At 69.2% G+C, this 21,014-nt stretch carries 18 protein-coding genes and 1 tRNA gene; 14 read left to right on the top strand and 5 right to left on the bottom strand.

Annotated elements, in window-relative coordinates; genetic code table 11:
* Nucleotides 1–48: 48 nt before the first annotated feature.
* Entirely contained in the window at nt 49–3,738 is a 3,690-nt protein-coding gene (locus NF556_RS18030; RefSeq protein ID WP_252592571.1) for a S8 family serine peptidase, read from the bottom strand.
* A 217-nt stretch (nt 3,739–3,955) separates the two neighbouring features.
* On the opposite strand from NF556_RS18030, the gene metG reads away from it, so the two are divergent.
* Nucleotides 3,956–5,854, top strand: coding sequence for a methionine--tRNA ligase (gene metG, locus NF556_RS18025; protein WP_252592569.1), 1,899 nt, complete (start codon nt 3,956–3,958; stop codon nt 5,852–5,854).
* Nucleotides 5,854–6,696: a TatD family hydrolase gene (locus NF556_RS18020; RefSeq protein WP_252592567.1), complete on the top strand. Its 843-nt coding sequence runs from the start codon at nt 5,854–5,856 to the stop codon at nt 6,694–6,696. The genes metG and NF556_RS18020 overlap by 1 nt, the downstream gene beginning before the upstream one ends.
* Before the next feature lie 214 nt (nt 6,697–6,910).
* Here NF556_RS18020 and NF556_RS18015 read toward each other — a convergent pair whose 3' ends face one another.
* Nucleotides 6,911–7,540 (bottom strand): superoxide dismutase, encoded by a 630-nt coding sequence (locus NF556_RS18015; RefSeq protein ID WP_252592565.1) that lies wholly within the window; start codon nt 7,538–7,540, stop codon nt 6,911–6,913.
* Between the two features lie 151 nt (nt 7,541–7,691).
* On the opposite strand from NF556_RS18015, the gene rsmA reads away from it, so the two are divergent.
* The 5 genes from rsmA to NF556_RS17990 all read left to right on the top strand — a co-directional run bounded on the left by rsmA (nt 7,692) and on the right by NF556_RS17990 (nt 12,952).
* Nucleotides 7,692–8,558: a 16S rRNA (adenine(1518)-N(6)/adenine(1519)-N(6))-dimethyltransferase RsmA gene (gene rsmA / locus NF556_RS18010; RefSeq protein WP_252592562.1), complete on the top strand. Its 867-nt coding sequence runs from the start codon at nt 7,692–7,694 to the stop codon at nt 8,556–8,558.
* A 9-nt stretch (nt 8,559–8,567) separates the two neighbouring features.
* On the top strand, nt 8,568–9,530 hold the full coding sequence (locus tag NF556_RS18005; protein WP_252592561.1) for a 4-(cytidine 5'-diphospho)-2-C-methyl-D-erythritol kinase: 963 nt from the start codon (nt 8,568–8,570) through the stop codon (nt 9,528–9,530).
* 4 nt (nt 9,531–9,534) lie between these two features.
* Nucleotides 9,535–11,388: an ABC-F family ATP-binding cassette domain-containing protein gene (locus NF556_RS18000; RefSeq protein ID WP_252592559.1), complete on the top strand. Its 1,854-nt coding sequence runs from the start codon at nt 9,535–9,537 to the stop codon at nt 11,386–11,388.
* Between the two features lie 4 nt (nt 11,389–11,392).
* Entirely contained in the window at nt 11,393–12,328 is a 936-nt protein-coding gene (locus NF556_RS17995) for a DMT family transporter (RefSeq protein WP_252592557.1), read from the top strand.
* Between the two features lie 111 nt (nt 12,329–12,439).
* Entirely contained in the window at nt 12,440–12,952 is a 513-nt protein-coding gene (locus tag NF556_RS17990) for a MarR family winged helix-turn-helix transcriptional regulator (protein ID WP_252592555.1), read from the top strand.
* Here the strand turns inward: NF556_RS17990 and NF556_RS17985 are convergent.
* Nucleotides 12,949–13,704 (bottom strand): VC0807 family protein, encoded by a 756-nt coding sequence (locus NF556_RS17985; RefSeq protein WP_252592554.1) that lies wholly within the window; start codon nt 13,702–13,704, stop codon nt 12,949–12,951. The genes NF556_RS17990 and NF556_RS17985 overlap by 4 nt on opposite strands.
* Nucleotides 13,705–13,761: 57 nt before the next feature.
* Here NF556_RS17985 and NF556_RS17980 point away from each other — a divergent pair, with 57 nt between their 5' ends.
* Entirely contained in the window at nt 13,762–14,403 is a 642-nt protein-coding gene (locus tag NF556_RS17980) for a PadR family transcriptional regulator (protein WP_252592552.1), read from the top strand.
* Here NF556_RS17980 and NF556_RS17975 read toward each other — a convergent pair.
* Entirely contained in the window at nt 14,390–14,995 is a 606-nt protein-coding gene (locus NF556_RS17975) for a TetR/AcrR family transcriptional regulator (protein WP_252595856.1), read from the bottom strand. The two genes, NF556_RS17980 and NF556_RS17975, sit on opposite strands and share 14 nt — an antisense overlap.
* Before the next feature lie 140 nt (nt 14,996–15,135).
* Here NF556_RS17975 and NF556_RS17970 point away from each other — a divergent pair.
* Nucleotides 15,136–15,214 (top strand) — tRNA-Gln (locus NF556_RS17970).
* Nucleotides 15,215–15,477: 263 nt separating this feature from the next.
* Here NF556_RS17970 and NF556_RS17965 read toward each other — a convergent pair.
* On the bottom strand, nt 15,478–15,999 hold the full coding sequence (locus tag NF556_RS17965; protein WP_252592550.1) for a CarD family transcriptional regulator: 522 nt from the start codon (nt 15,997–15,999) through the stop codon (nt 15,478–15,480).
* A 254-nt stretch (nt 16,000–16,253) separates the two neighbouring features.
* Here NF556_RS17965 and glmU point away from each other — a divergent pair, with 254 nt between their 5' ends.
* The 5 genes from glmU to pth all read left to right on the top strand — a co-directional run bounded on the left by glmU (nt 16,254) and on the right by pth (nt 20,958).
* Complete coding sequence (gene glmU, locus NF556_RS17960) at nt 16,254–17,834, top strand: bifunctional UDP-N-acetylglucosamine diphosphorylase/glucosamine-1-phosphate N-acetyltransferase GlmU (protein ID WP_252592548.1); 1,581 nt, start codon at nt 16,254–16,256, stop codon at nt 17,832–17,834.
* Entirely contained in the window at nt 17,831–18,814 is a 984-nt protein-coding gene (locus NF556_RS17955) for a ribose-phosphate diphosphokinase (RefSeq protein WP_256829362.1), read from the top strand. The genes glmU and NF556_RS17955 overlap by 4 nt, the downstream gene beginning before the upstream one ends.
* Before the next feature lie 27 nt (nt 18,815–18,841).
* Complete coding sequence (locus NF556_RS17950; protein ID WP_252592546.1) at nt 18,842–19,381, top strand: DUF1697 domain-containing protein; 540 nt, start codon at nt 18,842–18,844, stop codon at nt 19,379–19,381.
* A 215-nt stretch (nt 19,382–19,596) separates the two neighbouring features.
* Nucleotides 19,597–20,277 (top strand): 50S ribosomal protein L25/general stress protein Ctc, encoded by a 681-nt coding sequence (locus NF556_RS17945; protein ID WP_252592544.1) that lies wholly within the window; start codon nt 19,597–19,599, stop codon nt 20,275–20,277.
* Nucleotides 20,278–20,367: 90 nt separating this feature from the next.
* Nucleotides 20,368–20,958: an aminoacyl-tRNA hydrolase gene (gene pth / locus NF556_RS17940; RefSeq protein WP_252592542.1), complete on the top strand. Its 591-nt coding sequence runs from the start codon at nt 20,368–20,370 to the stop codon at nt 20,956–20,958.
* The last annotated feature ends 56 nt before the right edge of the window (nt 20,959–21,014 follow it).

Here is a 21,014-nt window from a genome sequence, read left to right as displayed (position 1 = left end):
GCCCGCCCCGAGCAAACTCGGAGCGGGCCCACCGGTCGAACGGTTCACTCAGGGCGTGTAGACAATCTCGCCCAGATCGTCCTCGACACCCTGGCTGATCGCGACGCGACCACCCAGGATCTGGATCTCTTCCGCGCCCAGCCGGGTGAGCTCACCCATCGTGGCGTGCGGGATGTGATCCTGCTGGACCAGCAGGACGGGGCTGTTCAGGTGACCCGCCAGAGCGGCACCGGTCAGCGCGTCCGGATAGTCCAGACCGGTCGCCACGAAGACATCGTCCAGACCCGCCGGGAACTCGGCTGCGATCTCGGCGGCGGTCTCATAGCGGTTGTCGCCCGCGGTGCGCTCGACCTCGCCATAGGCGGCCAGTGCGTCAGCGACCTCCGGAGAGATCGCCTCCGTGCCACCCAGGATGACGATGTTGGTCGGGTCGAGCCGCTCGAGCTCGGCCGCGGTCACGTGCGGGAGACGGTCCGCCTTGGTCAGCAGGACCGCGCTCTCGTCGGTGCCGGCGCGGGCCGCGCCCGTGAGGGCGTCGGCGAACTCCTCGCCGGTGGCGACATAGACCGTGTCGATGCCGGGCTCGATGTTCGACGAGATCGCTGCAGCCGTGCCATAGCGGTCGTCACCGGCCACGCGGCGCACGCCACCGTCGGTGAGCCCATCGAGCTCGAAGAGGACCTCGTTGCTGATGGCCACGGGTCCGCCGAAGAGGACCACGTTGCCGGCGTCGAGCCGCTCGAGCTCGAACCGGGTGGCAGCCGGGATGGCGTCCGGCTTGACCAGCAGGACCGGCACGCCCTCGGCGCCCGCCCGGGCCGCGCCCGCGAGGGCATCCGGGTAGGTCAGACCGGTGGCGATGTAGACCGTCTCGACACCCGGGTCGTAGTTCGCCCCGGAGATCTTGGCGGCCGTGGAGTAGCGGTCGGTGCCGTCAACACGGGAGACGATCGGGGAGGTGGGTGCCTCCTGCGCGTCCTTGATGGTGAACGGCTGACCGGTCCAGGCCTCGGTGCCGGCCTCGCCCTCGTCGTTGAACGACTGGGCCTTGGTGATGGTCATCTCCAGGAGGTACTTGCCGTCCTCGACGGTCGCACCCTGGAAGGTGCCGTCCCACGTGAACGACAGGAAGTCGCCCGGGGCCTCACTGCGGCGCAGGTAGTCCTCCGTGTAGACCACGCCGACCTCCTCGCCCTGCGTGCCGTCGTCGTTGGCCTTAAAGGCCGTGACCTCGACGCTGCGGGCCTGGTGGCCGAACTCGGCGAGGATCGCCGGGTCGTCATAGTCCACCAGGGAGAAGATCGGCTCGTCACCGTTGCCGGTGTCCGGGAAGACGTCGTAGTTGCCGGCGCCGTCGGTGGAAACGCCCAGCACCGGGAGGTCGAAATCATCGTAGGGTCCGGGCAGCAGCACCTCGCGGGCCTGGTAGTCACCGGCGTAACCGGCGTAGGGGACCCGCAGGACGTCACCAGCAGTGTCGCCGGTCGGCTCGAACTCGAGGTAGCCGCCGTACTGCAGGCCGACCGTCATCTCCTCCTCGAGGGTCGGGCCGGTGAAGGTGACCTCCACCGACGTGGTGCTCCCAGCCGCGACAGTCACCGTCTCAGGAGCGTCCACCGTGGTCGCTGCCGTCCAGTAGCCCGGTGTGTAGTCGGGGCCGTCGGTGGCGATCGTGGCGGTGTTGTTGACCAGGGCGTAGGTCACCGGCTCGTCGCTGGTGTTGCGGACCTGCACGCTCTGGGTCACCGGACCCGCGTCGGTCTCACCGAGGGAGATCTTGCCCGGGCTGACCATCGCGCCAGCCGTGATGGCGTCGTCGATGTCCACCATGCCGGCGCCCTGACGGTGCACCGGCTCCAGGATGCCCAGGCTCGGGTCACCGAACCACATGGCCGGGTCGGCGCTGTTCTGCAGCACGGTGCGGACGTCCTCGGTCTTCAGGTTTGGCCGTGCCTGCAACAGCAGAGCGGCGGTGCCCGCCACGTGCGGGGACGACATCGAGGTGCCACCGAGGGAGGCATAGCCACCCTTCTCCAGCGGGTAGGCCGAGAAGATGTTGCCACCGGGCGCGCCGATGTCGGGCTTGAGCTCCAGCTCAGCGGTCATCCCGTAGGAGCTGAACGAGGAGATCAGGCCGGCCGTCGGGCTCTCGACCGAGGTCACCTCGTCGGTCCAGGTGAGCTCGACCTCATCGCCGTTGGCAGCAATGGCCGCGTTGAGGTCATTGCCAGCGCCCTGCTGGATCGAGACGACGGGGATGGTGATCGCCGGATCGCCCTCGACCGTGGCGTTGATGACACCAGGGACGTTGTTGGCCAGGACGACACCCACCGCGCCAGCCTCCTGGGCGTTGGCGGCCTTCTCGTGGAAGGGGCAGACGCCGCGGTCGACGAGGACCATGGTGCCCGTGAGGTCTTCGCTGATGCCGCCGTCGGCGGTGCAGGCCATGCCCTCGACCGAGCCAGGGTCGCCCAGGCGGACGAGCGTCTCGCTGCCCTCGGTGGGCGGCTCAGGGGCGCCGGTGGCCGGGGCGTAACCCACGGACACGGCGTCGGCGCCGTAGGTGAAGGCGTTCTGGGTGACCATCGCGTTGTCATAGGACGCGACGCCGATGGACTTCTCGGAGACGCCCGGGGCGCCGGCCGAGAAGGTGCCACTGGCGCCCTCGTTGCCGATCGAGGCAGCGACGACGACGCCGGCGTCGACCAGCGAGTCTGCGGCCACGGCGGTCGGGTACTGCGGCCAGGAGGCCCACCCGGAACCGATGGACATGTTCACCACGTCCATGCCGTCCTCGTAGGACAGCTCCATCGCCGACAGCATGATGTCCGCGTTGGTGGAGCCCTCACAGCCGAACACGCGGTAGGCGCCGATGACAGCGTCCGGGGCGACACCCTCGACGCCGCCGGCCTCCTCGTCACCGTTGCCGGCGGCGATGCCGGCCACGTGGCTGCCGTGACCCTGGCAGTCGTCGGGGTTCACGTCCGGGACCGGGTAGTCGGTCTCGGGGGTGGAGGCGTCGTAGTCGTCGCCCACCAGGTCGTAACCGAACTGGACCTGCTCGGTCTTCCAGTCCTCGGTGATGCCGTCTCCCGGCGTGCCGGAGCCGCCGAAGTCGGGGTGGTCGATGTCGACGCCGGTGTCGATGATGGAGATGCGCATGCCCTCACCGGTGTAGCCCATCTCGTGGGCCTCGTTGACGCCGGTCATCCCCTTGGCATAGAGCATCTGCGGGGACGTCTCTGGGTCGAGCTTGACCTCGGGGGCCTCGATCTGGTGGACCGGGAAGACCGCCACGACGTCCTCGGAGCCGGCTGCGAGCTCGACATCTGCGCGCGAGCCGGAGACGGACAGGCCGCTCCACACCGACTCGTAGGTCTCACGGACCTCGAGGTCCGCCCCGACCGAGGCAGCGTGGGCCAGGAAGGCATCGGTCTGCGAGGTGACCGTGGCGGCCGAGCCGCCCTGGATCACCGGTGTGGCGGCGAGCTGGACGAAGTATGCGGACGGCTGGGCCTTCAGGCCCTCGATCGAGCCGTCCTGGAACTTCGTGCCGCCGTCCGGGGCGACGACGCCGTAGTCAGCTGCCTCCCCGAGGTCTCGTGCGCCGCCATCAGCCTCGTCCGCGAATGCGCCGCCACTGCTGACGGTCGTCACGGCCAGGGCCACTGATGCGACCCCTGCTGTCGCGACGCGGCGCAGGCCCCGCGAGGGCGCCCCTCTACCTACTCGTCTCATGTGCTTCTCCCAGAATCAGAAACGGGCACACCACTGTGCCCACCGGTGAATCCCACCGACTGCTCGACAGTAGGCAGGTCTGCACCGTTAATCCAGACCCCCGCGCCCGGTCCGTTACCGATTCGTGACCTAAACAGGGCTGGGCGGTGTGAGTGGGCCTCGTCAGAGCGTCGGGGCCGGTCGGTGGCGGCGCGAGAGGCAACTAGACTCGCCAGCCATGAGCCATGTCCTGTCTTCCGTCGCCTGGCCGTATGCCAACGGCCCCCGCCACATCGGCCACGTGGCCGGTTTTGGTGTCCCTTCCGACGTGTTCAGCAGGTACATGCGCATGGCCGGGCACGACGTGCTCATGGTGTCCGGCTCAGACGAGCACGGCACCCCGATCCTGGTGCAGGCCGACAAGGCCGGCATGAGCGCTCAGGAGTTCATCGACGTCAACCACCGGCTGATCGTCGAGGACCTCACCGCCCTCGGAGTCTCCTACGACCTCTACACCCGGACCACGACCGCCAACCACGACCAGGTGGTGCAACAGATGTTCCTGGCCTGCCACCGCAACGGCTACATGGTCGAGCAGAGCCAGCAGGTGGCGATCAGTCCCTCGACAGGGCGCACGCTGCCGGACCGCTACATCGAGGGCACCTGCCCGATCTGCAAGTATGCCGAGGCGCGCGGTGACCAGTGCGACAACTGCGGCAACCAGCTCGACCCGGTCGACCTCATCGAGCCGCGCAGCAAGATCAACGGCGAGACCCCCGAGTTCACCGACACCCAGCACTTCTTCCTCGACCTGCCCGCGCTGGCCGAGGCCTTGACGGAGTGGCTCGACGGCCGCGAGGCCAGTGGTCTGTGGCGGCCCAACGTCATCAAGTTCTCCCAGAACATCCTGGAGGAGATCCGCCCTCGCGCGATGACGCGTGACATCGACTGGGGCATCACCATCCCGCTGCCGGGGTGGGAGGACAACCCGACCAAGAAGCTGTATGTCTGGTTCGACGCGGTCATCGGCTATCTGTCGGCCTCGGTGGAGTGGGCCCGTCGGCAGGGGGAGCCGGAGTCATGGCGCCAGTGGTGGAACGACCCGGAGGCGCTGACGTACTACTTCATGGGCAAGGACAACATCACCTTCCACTCCCAGATCTGGCCCGCAGAGATGCTGGCGCACAACGGGCAGGGGAGCCGAGGCGGCGAGCAGGGTCCTTACGGTGAGCTCAACCTGCCGACCGAGGTGGTCTCGAGCGAGTTCCTGACCATGGAAGGGCGGGCGTTCTCCACCTCCCGCTCGATCGTCATCTACGTCCGGGACATCCTGGATCGTTATCAGCCCGATGCGCTGCGCTATTTCCTGTCGGCTGCGGCCCCCGAGACGGCCGACTCTGACTTTTCCTGGCCGGAGTTCGTCAAGCGGACCAACAACGAGCTGGTGGCCGGCTGGGGCAACCTGGTCAACCGGACCGCCTCGATGATCGCCAAGAACTTCGGCGAGATCCCGGCGGCGGTTGAGCTTGAGGAGGTCGACCGCGCCCTGCTGAGTCAGGTCGCCGAGGGCTTCACGACCGTCGGCAAGTTGATCGGCACCCACAAGCAGAAGGCGGCGCTGGCCGAGGCCATGCGACTCGTCGGCGAGGCCAACGCCTATGTCTCGACCACCGAGCCGTTCAAGCTCAAGGGCGATGACCAGCGCGAGCGGCTCGCCACGGTGCTGCACGTCCTGGCTCAGGTCGTCAGCGACCTCAACACGATGCTGTCGCCCTTCCTGCCGCACAGCTCCAACGCGGTGCACCTCGCCCTGGGCGGGTCGGGTCAGTTCATGCCGATGCCGCACGTCGAGGAGGTGACTGACCTCGACGAACCCGACCGATCGGCATACCCGGTCATCACTGGCGACTATTCGGGCATGCCGCGCTGGGCGAGCCGGCCGATCACGGCCGGGGCACCGGTGATCAAGCCGACCCCGATCTTCACCAAGCTCGACCCCTCGGTGATCGACGAGGAGCGGCGCCGACTCGGCCTGCTCGACGATCCCGATGCCGACGGGGACAGTCCCGACGACCCCGGCGCCGACGGCGACGATCCCGATGCCGAGGGCGACAACCCCAAGGACCCGCAGGCCTGATGCCCGACGACCGCCTGGCGCAGGCCCCGCCCGCCCCCGAGCCGCTGCCGATCCCGGTGGTGGACAACCACTGCCACCTGGACATCGACCGGGACGGGCACGCGGTCGACATCGCCGAGCAGATCAGCGCCGCGGCCCGGGTGGGGGTCAACCGGCTGGTGCAGATCGGCTGTGACCTGGGCAGCGCCCGGTGGACGGCCGAGATCATCGACCAGCACCCCGCGCTGCTCGGTGGTGTCGCGATCCACCCCAACGAGGCGCCCGGGCACGAGACGGCCGGCGACCTCGCTGAGGCGCTCACCGAGATCGAGGCCCTCTCCGCACACCCACGCATGCGCGTGATCGGGGAGAGCGGCCTGGACTATTTCCGGACCGGACCCGAGGGGGTCGGTGCCCAGCAGGAGTCGTTCCGTGGGCACATCGAGATCGCCAAGCGGACCGGTCTCGCCCTGCAGATCCACGACCGGGACGCTCATGAGGACGTGCTGCGCATCCTGGCAGAGGAGGGGGCTCCGGACACGGTGGTGCTGCACTGCTTCTCCGGGGACATGGCGATGGCGCGCGAGTGTGTGCGCCGCGGCTACTACCTCTCGATCGCGGGCACGGTGACCTTCAAGAACGCGCGAGCCCTGCGCGATGCGCTCGCCGTGACCCCGCTGGAGCACCTGCTCGTGGAGACCGATGCGCCCTACCTGACGCCGAGCCCCCACCGCGGCCAGGTCAATGCGCCCTATCTGATCCCGCTGACAGTGCGTGCCATGGCGACCACCCTGAACGTCGCGGTCCCCACCCTGTGCGAGGCGCTGTCGGCCAACTCGGAGCGCGTCTACGGCCCCTGGTGATCCGCGTGCTGAGCTCTCCAGCCGCCCGACGCGTGCACCCGGACAGGCAACGTCGCGGTGGTCGCCGAGTCGCAACGCCCTGACCAGCAGCGATGTCACCGAGGGTTTGACGTCGCCTGTCTGAATGCTCGACCATCCGGGCATGACAACGGCCCCGGTGCGATGCACCAGGGCCGAGGCCGTGGTCAGCGAGCGCTGACCAGAGTTGCTGTGATCAGGCCTTGGGGACGATCAGACCGTTGGTGGCGGTCCGGGCTGCCGCGAAGCGCTCCTGCACGTCGGCCCAGTTGGCGACATTCCACCAGGCGGTGACGTAGTCGGCCTTGACGTTCTTGTACTGCAGGTAGAACGCGTGCTCCCACATGTCCAGCATCAGCAGCGGCACGATGCCGGCCGGCAGGTTGCCCTGGTGGTCATAGAGCTGGCACAGGATGAGCTTCTGGCCCAGGGTGTCCCAGGCCAGGATCGACCAGCCGGAGCCCTGGATGCCCAGCGCGTTGGCGGTGAAGTGCGCGCGGAAGGCGTCGAAGGAGCCGAAGTTGTCGTCGATCGCGGCAGCGAGCTCACCGACCGGCTTGTCGCCGCCGTCCGGGGACATGTTCGGCCAGAAGACCGAGTGGTTCACGTGGCCGGCCAGGTTGAACGCGAGGTTCTTGGACAGCATGTTCACGTTGCCGAAGGAGTCCTTGTCGCGGGACTCGGCCAGCTGCTCGAGGGCGGTGTTGGCGCCGGTGACGTAGGCGTTGTGGTGCTTGGAGTGGTGCAACTCCATGATCTCGCCAGAGATGTGCGGGGCGAGTGCGCCGTAGTCGTAGGGAAGTTCGGGCAGTGCATAGTCAGCCACAGCAAACAGCTCCTCAGTTGTCGATGTCCACAGGCTTCGAGCCTGTCCTACCTACAACGTAGTTGCAACCGTGGAGCATTCCCTCGGCGGGGCCTGTTGCGCGACGGCGCCCGCACCAGACCGGCCCTGGCGGCGGCTAGGCTGACCGATCATGGAGCCACACCCTGAAGGCCAGTTGCTCGGCCCTGCGCAGATCCGCGAGCTGGCCGGCCGGTTGGGAGTGCGCCCCACCAAGAACTGGGGCCAGAACTTCGTCATCGACGCCAACACGGTCCGCAAGATTGTGCGCCAGGCCGGTGTTGGACCAGACGACGTGGTGGTCGAGGTCGGGCCCGGTCTGGGCAGCCTCACCCTCGCCCTGCTGCACACCGTCGACCGGGTCGTCGCCGTCGAGATCGACCCGGTCCTGGCCGAGCAGCTCCCCAGGACCGTCGCCGAGCTCGCCCCCGACCGTGCGGATCGGCTCACCGTCCTGCACCAGGACGCCCTGACTGTGACCGCGCTCGCGGACCCGCAGCCCACCGCGCTGGTTGCCAACCTGCCCTACAACGTGGCCGTGCCCGTCGTGCTCCACCTGTTGGAGATGCTGCCCAGTCTGGAGCGGGTGCTGGTGATGGTGCAGCTCGAGGTCGCCGACCGGTTGGCGGCTCCTCCGGGCAACCGGGTCTATGGCGTGCCCAGCGTCAAAGCAGCCTGGTATGCGGAGGTGTCACCGGCGGGGAAGGTCGGCCGCAACGTCTTCTGGCCAGCGCCCAACGTCGACTCCGGGTTGGTGCGCATGGTCCGCCGCGACCCGCCGGTCACCACTGCCTCCCGGCGCGAGGTGTTTGCGGTGATCGACGCTGCCTTCGCCCAGCGCCGCAAGACCCTGCGGGCCGCCCTGGCCGGATGGGCCGGCTCCCCCGCCGCAGCCGAGCAGGTGTTGCGGGCTGCGGGGGTGGATCCGAGCGCTCGCGGTGAGCGGCTGACCATCGAGGAGTTCGCGGCCATCGCTGCTGCCCGGGATGCCGACGCATAGGGTGGCGGCATGAGTCTGGCCGTCGAGTCCCGGGGCGTCACCGTCCGTGTCCCCGGGAAAATCAACCTGGAGCTGGTGGTGGGGCCGCTCCGTGAGGACAGCTATCACGAGCTGGCCACGATCTATCACGCCGTGGGCATCTATGACTATGTCACCGCGATCGAGGCCGAGTCGTGGTCCGTCGAGGTCACCGGCGCCACGGCCGAGGGGGTGCCCGCCAACGGGACCAACCTGGCACTCAAGGCCGCCAAGATGCTCGCCCGGCGCTTCGGTGTCGAGGGCGCGGTCGCGCTGAGCATCGACAAGAACATCCCGGTCGCTGGCGGCATGGCCGGTGGGTCGGCGGACGCGGCGGCGGCGCTGGTCGCCTGCGAGGCGCTGTGGGAGCTGCAGCTGACCCGCGACGAGCTCGAGCCGATCGCGGCCAAGCTGGGCTCGGACGTGCCCTTCCTGCTGCACGGCGGCACCGCGATCGGCTCCGGGCGTGGGGAGCGCCTGGCCCCGGTCCTGGCCCGTGGAGAGTTGCACTGGGTCCTGTGGGTGAGCCCGGAGGCGGGCCTGTCCACCCCGCAGGTGTATGCCGAGTGCGACCGACTGCGTGAGGCCGCCGGGATCGAGGTGGGTGACCCGACACCGTCGGGTGCGTTGGTGGCTGCGTTGCGCACGATGCACCCGGGCGAGGTGGGTGCCGCGCTGCGCAACGACCTGCAGGAGGCCGCGATCTCCCTGCGACCGGTGCTCAGTGAGGTGCTCGAGGCGGGCACCACGCTGGGGGCACAGGGGGCGATCGTCTCCGGCTCCGGACCGACCGTGGTCTTCCTGGTGGGCACGCAGGCCGAGGCGATTGATCTGTCCGTCGGCCTGGCCGCTCGCGGTCCGGCCGGTGACATCCGTCGCGCCACCGGCCCCGTTGCCGGTGCTCAGGTGATCCAGTCCGTCTCGCCGACCGGCCCACAGAACTTCACCGGCTGAGCGGATGGCCAACCTCATCGCGACCGACCGGGCACGCCTGATCGCCGGCACCCAGGTCCTGCTGGACGACGTCTCCCTCGGCGTGCTCGACGGGGAGCGGATCGGCGTGCTCGGCCGCAACGGCGGCGGCAAGACCTCCCTGCTCGCCGCCCTGCTGGGCACCCGCGAGCTCGATGCCGGGCGGGTGCTCCGACCGGCCGGGGTGACCAGCGGCATGCTCGCGCAGGCCGACATCCTCGACCCGGACGCCACGGTGCGCGAGGTCGTCCTGGGCGACCTCGCCGAGCACGAGTGGGCCGGTGATCCCCGGGTCCGCGAGATCCTGACCGGGCTGCTGGGCGACCTGGGGGCCAGCGCGCTCGGCGGTCTGGACTCTCCGGTCGGGGCCAAGTCCGGTGGGGAGTTGCGCCGACTGACCCTGGCCGCCCTGCTGGTGTCGGACCCGGACCTGCTGCTGCTCGACGAGCCCACCAACCACCTGGACGTCGAAGGGGTCGCCTGGCTCGCGGCATACCTGTCCCAGCGCCGTCCGCGCCCTGGCAGCGGACTGATCTTTGTCACGCACGACCGGTGGTTCCTGGACGCCGTCGCCACCCGCACATGGGAGGTGAGCGACGGCCAGGTCCACAGTTACGACGGTGGTTATGGCGCGTATGTGCTGGCCCGGGCGGAGCGGTCACGGGTCGCCGCCGTCACCGAGGAGCGCCGCAACAACCTGCTGCGCAAGGAGCTCGCCTGGCTGCAGCGGGGGGCGCCCGCACGGACGAGCAAGCCCCGCTTCCGCATCGACGCCGCTGAGGCACTGGTGGCCAACGAGCCCCCGCCGCGCGACAGCGTCGAGCTGGTCCGTTTTGCCACGACCCGGCTCGGCAAGGACGTGTTTGACCTGGTGGACGCGACGGTGCAGCTCGGGAACAAGGTGCTGCTCGACGACGTCACCTGGCGGATCGGGCCGGGCGACCGGTTCGGCATCGTCGGGGTCAACGGTGCCGGCAAGTCGACGTTGTTCCGCGCGCTGATGGGCCAGATCCCGCTGCAGTCCGGGACGCTCAAGACGGGCAAGACCGTGCGCCTGGCCTGCCTCAGCCAGGACCTGCGTGAGCTGGAGGCGGTCACCGGCCGCACCGTCATCGACGCCATCACCGAGGTCCGCTCGTTCACGATCCTGGGCGGCAAGGAGATCTCGGCGAGCCAGCTGGCGACCCGGCTCGGGTTCACCGGCGGGCGCCAGCAGTCCCGGGTGGGTGACCTGTCCGGCGGTGAGCGTCGCCGCTTGCAGTTCCTGCGGCTGCTGATGGACGAGCCCAATGTGCTGATGCTCGATGAGCCCACCAACGACCTGGACATCGACACGCTGACCTCGATGGAGGACGTGCTCGACGGCTGGGCGGGCACGCTGCTCGTGGTCTCGCACGACCGTTATCTGCTCGAGCGGATGACTGATCGCCAGGTTGCGCTCCTCGGCGACGGGGCGCTGCGCGACCTCCCCGGGGGAGTGGACCAGTATCTCCAGCTGCGGCGCGCGATGGCGGCTCCGGGTGGAAGCGGTCCGGCCCGTTCCCGAGGCGCGGGCAGCCCCAGCGCTGCTGCCTCCAACGCTGCTGCCCCCAGCGCCGCGGACCCCAAGGCTGCGGGTCCTAGTGCCGCGGAGCTGCGCGAGGCCCGCAAGACCGTGGCCCGCGTCGAGAAGTCGCTGGCCCGGCTCGGCGAGCGCGAGGCCCGGGTGCACGAGGAGATGGCGGCGCAGGCCACGGACGCGGGTGCCATGACGCGGCTCAGTGGCCAGCTCGCCGAGATCCATGACGAGCGCGAGGCTCTCGAGCTGGAGTGGCTAGAGGCCGCCGAGCTGGTCGACTAGCCAGGTGCCGCACACCCTGCCCAGCCGCCACCGGCACGGGCGTCTGGTCGCCGTGCTGGCACTGCTGGGCGCCACCGTGTGCTGGGCAGGCAACTACCTCGTGGGTGCTGCCGCCGTGCAGAGCATCACCCCGCTCGACCTGGTCCTGCTCCGCTGGCTGGTGGCCCTCCCGTTGCTGGTGCTGCTGGCCCAGCGGCTGGAACGGCCGGCCTGGCGTGAGGTGCTCTCGCAGTGGCGCTGGTTGGTGGCACTGAGCCTGACCGGGCTGCTGGGCTATCCGCTGCTGGTTTATGTGGCGCTGGAGCACACGACGGCGCTGAGTGCCTCGCTGGTCAACGCCACCAACCCCGCGCTGATCGTCCTGGTGGCGGCGCTCACGCTGCGCGAGCGGCTCCGTCCTCTGACGCTGCTCGGGGTGATCATCGCGATGGCGGGAGCCCTCGTTGTGCTCAGCCGCGGCGACCTGGGGGTCCTGGCCGGTGCCCGGTTCGGGGCGGGTGAGCTGGTCATGCTGGGGGCCGTCGTGGCCTGGACGGCCTACACGATCATCGGTCGCGCCGGGCAGGGCCGTCTGCGTGTGCCGCCGGTGACTGCTGTCGCGGTGCAGGCGGCGATCACTGTGGTCGTGGTTGCTCCGGTCAGTCTGGCCACCGGAGGGCCGAGCCTGCCGATGACCCCGCAGGCCGCGGGTGCGGTGCTGTTCATCGCCGTCTTCCCGTCGGTGCTGGCCTATCTGCTGTGGAGTCGTGCGCTGAGCGATCTGCCCGCGGGGAGTGCGGGAGTCTTCCTCAACCTGATCACCGTGTTCGTCGCCGCCTTCACGCTCCTGGCCGGTCAGCCCTACTCACTCGCCCAGCTCGTCGGCGGGCTGATCGTGATCGTCGGAGTCATCGTCACCAACGTCCCGGTGCTCCGCCGGGGGCGCGCTTCGGTGTCTTGACCCCAGCCCAGTGTCTTGACCCCAGCCCAGTGTCTTGCGGCCCGCCCGGTGTCTTGACGCACGCTTCGGTGTCTTGACGCCAAGAATCTTGAGGCTCACTACAGTGAGGCCATGGCTGACACCGAGCGCACCGCTCCCGATCAGGTTGACGGCATCGTCGCGGCCTGGCGGCGCGAGCGCCCGGACCTGGATGTCTCACCCCTCGAGGTGCTCTCGCGGGTGAGTCGGCTGGCTCGCCACCTGGACCTGGCACGGCGGCACGCGTTTGACCAGTGGGGACTGGTGGCCTGGGAGTTTGACGTGCTGTCCGCGCTGCGCCGGTCGGGGGAGCCCTATCAGTTGTCGGCCGGGGAGCTCGTCCGCGAGACGCTGGTGACCAGCGGCACCATGACCAACCGGATCGACCGGCTGGTCTCGCACGGCATGGTGGCGCGCACCGCGTCACCGAGCGACCGCCGCACGGTGCTCATCACGCTCACCGCCCAGGGCCGCGAAGCGGTCGACGGAGCCCTGGCCGGTCTCGTCGACGATGAGCGCGACCTGCTGATCGGCCTGTCGCCGCAGGAGCGTGGCGAGCTCGCCGCCCTGCTCCGCCGCCTGCTGACACCCTTCGAGCAGGACTAGGACGAGGCCGACTCGGTCTCCACCCGCGAGGCTTCCACCGACGAGGCTCCCTCGGCTTCATCCAGCAGAGGACCCTCCAGGCGACCTTCGGCGCGAGCGGAGAACCAGGCCGTCCAGGCAATCATCGAGACGCTCAGCAGGGGTGTGGCGGCCCGCAACCAGGGGGCGGCCACCTCCACGGGCAGGGTCAGGACCGCCGTCACATGACCGGCGGCTGCCAGGAGGTAGACCAGCGCCCACACGACGGTGAGCCGGCGATACAGCCAGCGGAACGGTGTGCTCCCGTGCCACAGCTCCTCCCACTGGTGACGTCCCTCAGATCCAGGCGCCACGAAGCGCCGCACCAGCCAGAACAGCAGCGGCCGACCCCACACCAGGCTCGCGGTGGCCACCACCCCGAACAGGGCGAGCCCGACCGACCCCTTCAGCAGCAGCACCCTGGCGTCTCCGCTCACGAGCGCGAGGATCAGGGAGGTCAGGAAACCCAGCACGACCAGCAGCAGCGAGGTGTCGAGGGTGCCGCGGATGACAGCTGTCCAGACAGCCCGCGCCACCGCGACCGTGCCAGCGGCCAGGATGGCGCCCACTGTGCCCCACCCTGCGGCGATGGCGAGCCAGAACGCCGCGAGGGACAGCCCGACATCGAGGGCGAGCTCACCGGCCAGTGCGCCGACCCACGAGGAGGAGCGTCGGGACGACATCTCCTCGCTGTCGGTGACCTCGCTGTCGGTGACAGTCGTCGATGACCCCATACGATGAGACTGACATGTCGAGTTCGACATGTCAAGATCGTCATATAGGCTCCTGACGTGGCCCTCCGATACGCGATTCTCGGCCTGCTGCTGGACCGTCCGAGCAGTGGCTATGACCTGACGGGACGTTTCGAGGATGTCATTGGCGCCTACGCCTGGGATGCCAAGCACAGCCAGATCTATCCCGAGTTGCGCCGTCTCGATCTGGAGGGGCTGGTCGAGGTTGTCGATCGGGGGGCGCGGGGGCGCGTCACGTACCGCTGCACGAAGGAGGGGCTGGCCGCCCTGCGTGCCTGGTTGATGGCCGCCCCGGCCTCAACCGGCGGAGTCAAGAATGAGCACGCGCTGCGACTCTTTCTCCTCCCGGCGCTCGAGCCTGACGACGCACTCGAGGTCCTCCGGCAGACCGAGGCTGGTGCAGTGGCGCAGGTTGAGCACCTTGAGGCTGAGTTCGCGGCCCTGCAGGAACGGACGGGCAGCGCGTCAGGCGGGCCGCTCGGGATCACGGCCCAGTTCGGCATCCTCAGTTTCCGCGCCACCGCGCAGTGGGCGCGCTGGGCGCGCGACCACGTTGGGGGCGAGGTCGTTCTTGGGGGTGACGTCGAGGCCAGGGGTGACGGCGACCCCGGGGGTGACGGCGACCCCGCGGATATCGCCAACGCTGGGCGTAGCGCTGACCCCGGGTCTACCGCGGGTTGATCAGGCGCAGGCTCGGCTTGGACTCCAGGCCGGACAGCCCGTTCCAAGCCAGATTGACGACGTGGGAGGCCACATCCTCCTTCTTGATCTTGCGGGAGTCCAACCACCAGCCACCGGGGGTGGCGACCATGCCGACCAGCATCTGTGCATACAGCGGCGCCATCTTGGGATCGAGCCGCTGACGCTTGAACTCGGCGGCGAGGATGTGCTCGACCTGGCTGGCGACGTCGCTGATCAGCGAGGCGAAGGAGCCGGTGGACTGCCCAGGTGGGCTGTCTCGCACCAGGATCCGGAACCCATCGGTGGAGTTCTCGATGTAGTCCAGCAGCGAGAGGGCAGCGCGCTCGAGCAGTGCTCGCGGGTGGCCCGGCTCGGACAGGGCGTTGGTGATCGCATTGAGCAGGGCCTGGATCTCGCGGTCGACGACCACGGCATAGAGCCCCTCCTTGCCCCCGAAGTGCTCATAGATCACCGGCTTGGACACCTCGGCATTCGCCGCGATCTCCTCGACCGTGGTCCCCTCGAACCCCTTCTCGGAGAAGAGTGCCCGCCCGATTGAGATCAACTGCTCACGCCGCTGCGGGCCAGTCATTCGATGGCGCGCAGCGGGCACAGTCAACTTGGGATCGGGGCGGCTCACGGGGCCCATTCTGCCTTGTCAACGACCGCGGGTGTCGTCCCGGGCCGGATCTGTCCTAACCTTGTCCGGTCCGGTGCGTGTGCATCGGGTGTTCCCCGGTTGCTCTGCTGGCAGGGGCCGCCTGACTTTGAATCAGGATTAGCGACGAAGGTTCGATTCCTTCCCGGGGAGCTTGCTGTGGGCGCGCCATCTGGGCGCGGCCCCGCACATTCAAACAGGTAACGTCGTCGGCTCCAGGGCAAACCTGCAGGTCAGCAGGCTGCGCCCGGGGATCGAGCGTGACGTTTCCTGTTTGAATGCACGGCCGGGCGCCGCGCGGGGCGGGTGGTGTGAACGTGCGCCGGGGCCGGCGAGTGGGGCCGGCGCGGGGTGGGTGGTGTGAATGTGCCCCGGGGCCGGCGAGTGGGGGCGGCTCGCGGGGCGGGTGGGGCGCGTCAGCCGGCGATCGCCAGCTCGGCGGGGGTGGGGATGTCCTCGCCGGTGACGGCGCCGAGAACCAGCTCCTCGGCCCGCTCCTCGGTGACGCGGAGCGCCTCGACGAGTTCGCCGAGCAACGGCTCCTTGGCACGCTTGAGCAGGTCCTTCTCCGCGGGCGACACGCCGTCGGCCCGGTCTCGTCGGATCAGGTCGCGCACCACGCCAGCTGTGACCCGGAGGTCGCCCTGGAGCAACCGGTCCTGCTGGTTCTTCATGCGGCGGGAGAACTGCCGGTCGAACGGCACGCTGGGTGCCCTGAGCTCGTCGAGCACCTCCTGCAACTGCTCACCCGAGAGGATGAGCCGGATGCCGGCCTCCTCGGCGGTGTCGGCCGGCAGCGAGACCGTCAGGTCGCTGCGTTGCACGCGCAGGGTCACATACTTGCGCTCGGTGCCGCCGACGACCCGCGTCATCGTGCCCTCGACACGTGCCGGGCCGTGGTGGGGGTGGATGAGGAGCTGACCGGTGTTGAACTGCATTGACTGTGACCCTTCTCCGACGCAGAACGTCAGATTTCGATAAACAACGTCAGGCCCGGGGCGACGCACATCGTGCTCCTCACGGAGCGCGGTCCCGTCGCGGACCGACAACTGTTTCAACGCCGATCGGGCCGGAAAGATTCCCTGGAGGCGGGGCCGGGAGACACCACCCCCAGGAGACGGGTAGCATCCACCAGGGTGACCCCGTGGGCCGCCACCACTGTTCAGTCCCCGAGACATGGGAGCGACTTCGCGTGAGCGAGAACCGCCCGGCAGCCGTCATCATCCTCGCAGCGGGCGAGGGCACCCGGATGAAGTCCAAGACACCCAAGGTGCTGCACCCCATCGGTGGGCGCACCCTGGTCGGACATGCCATCCATGCCGCCCGCGGCACCGACCCGGCCCACCTGGCCGTCGTGGTGCGGCACCAGCGCGAGGTGGTCGCACCGCACGTCTCTGAGGTTGATGCCGAGGCGCTGATCGCCGATCAGGACGAGGTCAAGGGCACCGGCCGCGCGGTCGAGTGCGGCCTTGAGGTCCTGCCCCCGGATCTGACCGGCACGGTCCTGGTGACCTACGGCGACGTGCCGCTGCTGACCACGCAGACCCTCCGCGCGCTGACCGCAGCGCACGAGGAGGCCGGCAACGCCGTCACCGTGATCACCTCGATCCTGGACGACCCGCACGGCTATGGCCGCGTGGTGCGTGACCAGGACGGGCAGGTGCTCAAGATCGTGGAGCAGAAGGACGCGATCGCCGCCCGAGAGAGCGGTGGTGCGGACGCTGGTGCGCTCGACATCAAGGAGATCAACTCCGGGATCTATGCGTTCGACGCCCAGGTCCTGCGCGACTCGCTGACCCAGGTCGGCACCGACAATGCCCAGGGCGAGAAGTACCTCACGGACGTGCTCGGTCTGGCCCGTGCGGCGGGCCGCCCGGTGCGGGCCCACGTGGTCGATGACCGCTGGCAGTCCGAGGGCGTCAACGACCGAGTCCAGCTCTCCAACCTGGGGCGGATCCTCAACGAGCGCACTGTCGAGCGCTGGCAGCGCGAGGGGGTCACGATCGTGGACCCGGCGACCACCTGGATCGACTCGGACGTCACCATCGGCCAGGACACAGTCATCCGACCCGGCACCCAGCTGCTGGGCGCCACCACCATCGGCGAGGGGGCTGTGGTCGGTCCGGACACGACGCTGACCAGCGTGCAGGTCGGGGACGGTGCCAGCGTGGTGCGCACCCAGGCCGAGCTCGCCGTGATCGGACCCGAGGCGACCGTGGGCCCGTTCAGCTATCTGCGCCCGGGCACCGAGCTGGGCGCCAAGGGCAAGATCGGCGGCTTCGTGGAGACCAAGAACGCCGTCATCGAGGACGGTGCCAAGGTCCCGCACCTGACCTACGCCGGTGACGCCACCATCAAGGAGGGCGCCAACATCGGCGCCGGCACGATCTTCGCCAACTACGACGGCGTCAACAAGCACCACACCACGATCGGGCGACACTCCTTCGTGGGCTCTAACTCGGTGCTCGTGGCCCCGGTGAACGTCGCTGACGGTGCCTACATCGGGGCCGGCTCCGCCGTGACCAACGACGTCGAGCCCGGGCAGATCGCGGTCTCCCGGGCCCGCCAGCGCAACATCGACGGCTGGGTCGAGCGCAAGCGCGCCGGCACCAGCACAGCGGCGGCGGCCGAGGCGGCGGGCGCCCAGCAGACTGACGCCCCGCAGACCGACGCACCAGGGACCGACGCACCAGGGACCGACGCCCCGGCGAGCGGGCAGGACCAACCCGCCCCTCGGCATACGGCCAGCGAACCCGAAGGGGGCCAGGCGTGACCGGCATCCAGAAGACCACCCAGAAGAACCTGATGATCTTCAGCGGGCGGGCGCACCCTGGCCTGGCTGAGGAGGTCACCACGATCCTGGGCACCGACCTGGTGCCGACGGATGCCTACTCCTTTGCCAACAGCGAGATCTATGTCCGCTTCGACGAGTCGGTCCGCGGCTCCGACGCGTTCGTGATCCAGAGCCACACGGCGCCGATCAACGAGTGGATCATGGAGCACCTGATCATGGTCGACGCGCTCAAACGCGCCTCGGCCAAGCGGATCAGTGTGGTGCTCCCGTTCTATGGCTATGCCCGCCAGGACAAGAAGCACCGCGGCCGCGAGCCGATCTCGGCCCGCCTGATGGCCGACCTGTTCAAGACCGCCGGTGCCGATCGGCTCATGTGCGTGGACCTGCACACCTCGCAGATCCAGGGCTTCTTCGACGGCCCGGTCGACCACCTGATGGCGCTGCCGATCCTGAGCTCCTATGTCAAGAAGCACTATGGCAAGGAGGAGCTGGCGATCGTCTCGCCCGACGCCGGCCGCATCAAGGTCGCCGAGCAGTGGAGCCAGCGCCTGGGCGGTGCCCCGCTGGCCTTCATCCACAAGACCCGTGACATCACCCGCCCCAACCAGAGCGTGGCCAACCGCGTCGTCGGTGAGGTCGCCGGGCGCACCTGCATCCTGGTTGACGACATGATCGACTCCGGCGGCACCATCTGCCAGGCGGCGGACGCCCTGATGAACGACGGTGCCAACAGCGTCGTCATCGCGGCCACCCACCCGATCTTCAGCGGTCCGGCGGTGGAGCGGCTGTCCAACTCCATCGCCCGCGAGGTGATCGTCACCAACACGCTGCCGCTCTCGGCCGAGGCACGCGCGCTGGACAAGATCACCGAGTTGTCGATCGCCCCGCTGATCAGCCAGGCGATCCGCGCGGTCTTCGAGGATGGCTCGGTCACCAGCATGTTTGACGGCAACGCCTGACGGTCGTCTCGACCCGCCCCTCCGCTGATGCCCAGCTATGTCGGATTCCTGCGGGCCGTCAACCTCGGCGCGCGCCGCAAGTTCCCCAAGGATGACCTGCGCGCGGTGGCCGAGGCCGCCGGGTTCACCGACGTGCAGACCTATCTGAACACCGGCAACCTGCGCGTCACCTCACGGATGCGCTCCCTGACCCGGGTCGAGGACGCGCTGGAGTCGGCCTTTGAGCGCGACCGTGGGTTTGCGGTGCCCACCATCGTCTTCGGGCTCGCCGAGCTGGCCGAGATCTCCTCGTATGCCGAGGGGCTGGGGGAGCGACACGGTCCCCTGCAGCGGCACTACGTCTCCCTGCTGCGCGAGCCCCTCTCGGCCGAGTCTGTGGCGCGCGTCGAGTCGGTCTCCGGGGAGAAGGTGACCGTCGTGGTCCGTGGGCGCAGCGTGCACCAGATGTGGGAACACGCCGTCCCCGGCGATGTCGATCCGCTGGGAGCGGCGACCTCACGCCTGCTCGGAGTGACCACGGCCCGCACCGCGGGGGTGCTGGCAGAGCTGGTGCGGCGGTGGGCGTGAGGGCGGGTCAGGTGTGAGCGCAAAAGCGAGTTGGTCGGCGGGGTGCGGCTGCCCTAGACTGGCCCACTGTTGCCTCGGCGAGGGACGCTGCACGAAGATGTGGCTGCGTCCGTGAATCGACGCGGTCTGTGCCGATGATCCGGCCCTGCTGCCGCGTCGTGCCGCGCCCCGCGTCGAGGCCCACCCGATGATCCACCAACCACGGAGGCCCCGACATGGCTGACAAGCTTTCCATCACCGCCGAGAAGCGCACCGAGTTTGGCAAGGGCGCTGCCCGCCGCGTGCGCCGCGCCGACAAGATCCCCGCCGTCCTCTATGGCCACGGCACCGACCCGTTCCACCTGACGCTGCCGGGCCACGCCACGATGATGGCGCTGAAGCACACCAACGCCGTCCTGTCCCTGGACGTCGAGGGTGACGAGCACCTGGCCCTGGTCAAGGACGTGCAGCGCGACCCGATCAAGCGCACCATCGAGCACGTTGACCTGGTCATCGTCCGCAAGGGCGAGAAGGTCATCGTCGACGTCGCGGTCCACGTCGAGGGCGAGGCCGCACCGGACACGCTGGTGACCACCGACTACACCGAGGTCTCGGTCGAGACCGACTTCACCAGCATCCCGGAGTCCTTCGTGGTCACGGTGGAGGGCCTGGAGGCCGGCAACCAGATCCTGGCTGGCGACATCAAGCTGCCGGAGGGCGTCACGCTGATCACCGACCCGGAGGCGCTGCTGGTCAACGTCACCCAGGCCATCTCCGAGGAGGCCCTGGAGGCCGAGCTTGCCGAGGCCGAGGAAGAGGCCGGCATCGAGCACGAGGAGTCCGACGAGGAGGCTGCCGAGGGCGGCGACGAGGACAAGGCCGAGGGCGAGGAAGAGGCCAAGTCCGAGGACGCCTGACCGGCGCACCTGCCGGACCACACGGCATACGATCGGGGTCGCCTCGGACAGCACGTCTGAGGCGGCCCCGCCGTCATTCTTGGAGGACTCATGGACCCCTGGTTGGTGGTCGGGCTCGGCAACCCCGGGCCGAAATATGCCGGCAACCGGCACAACATCGGTGCCATGGTGATCGCCGACCTGGCCGCCGCTGCCGGGGTCTCGGCCAAGCAGCACAAGTCCCGCGCCTGGGTCAGTGAGATCCGGCTCGGCACCCTGCCCGGCGGTGCTCCCGGGCCCCGGGCCGTCCTGGCCCAACCGATGACCTACATGAACGTGTCCGGTGGGCCCGTCGCCTCGCTCGTGCAGTTCTACAAGGTGCCGCTGGAGCAGATCATCGTGGTGCACGACGAGCTCGACATCGACTTCGGCTCCATCAAGCTCAAGCGCGGGGGCGGTGAGGGCGGGCACAACGGGCTGCGCTCCATCAGCCAGTCCCTGGGCACCAAGGACTATCTGCGGGTCCGCCTGGGGGTCGGACGGCCGCCGGGACGGCAGGACCCGGCCGCCTATGTGTTGTCCGACTTCCCGGCCCGCGACCGGGTCGAGGTGGAGTTGCTGATCGGCGATGGCGTCGATGCCGTCACCGACCTGGTGCACACCGGCCTCGAAGCGACCCAGGGGCGGTTCCACTCCCGCTGACTGCCGCACTGAACCGGTCGGCGGCGACGGTGCAGGTGAACGGATCATTCACAGGA

This window comes from Ornithinimicrobium faecis, from assembly GCF_023923225.1.
GTDB classification, from domain to species: domain Bacteria; phylum Actinomycetota; class Actinomycetes; order Actinomycetales; family Dermatophilaceae; genus Ornithinicoccus; species Ornithinicoccus faecis.
Note: the sequence above shows the minus strand (reverse complement) of the source record. Positions and strands in the feature narration are given on the sequence as shown.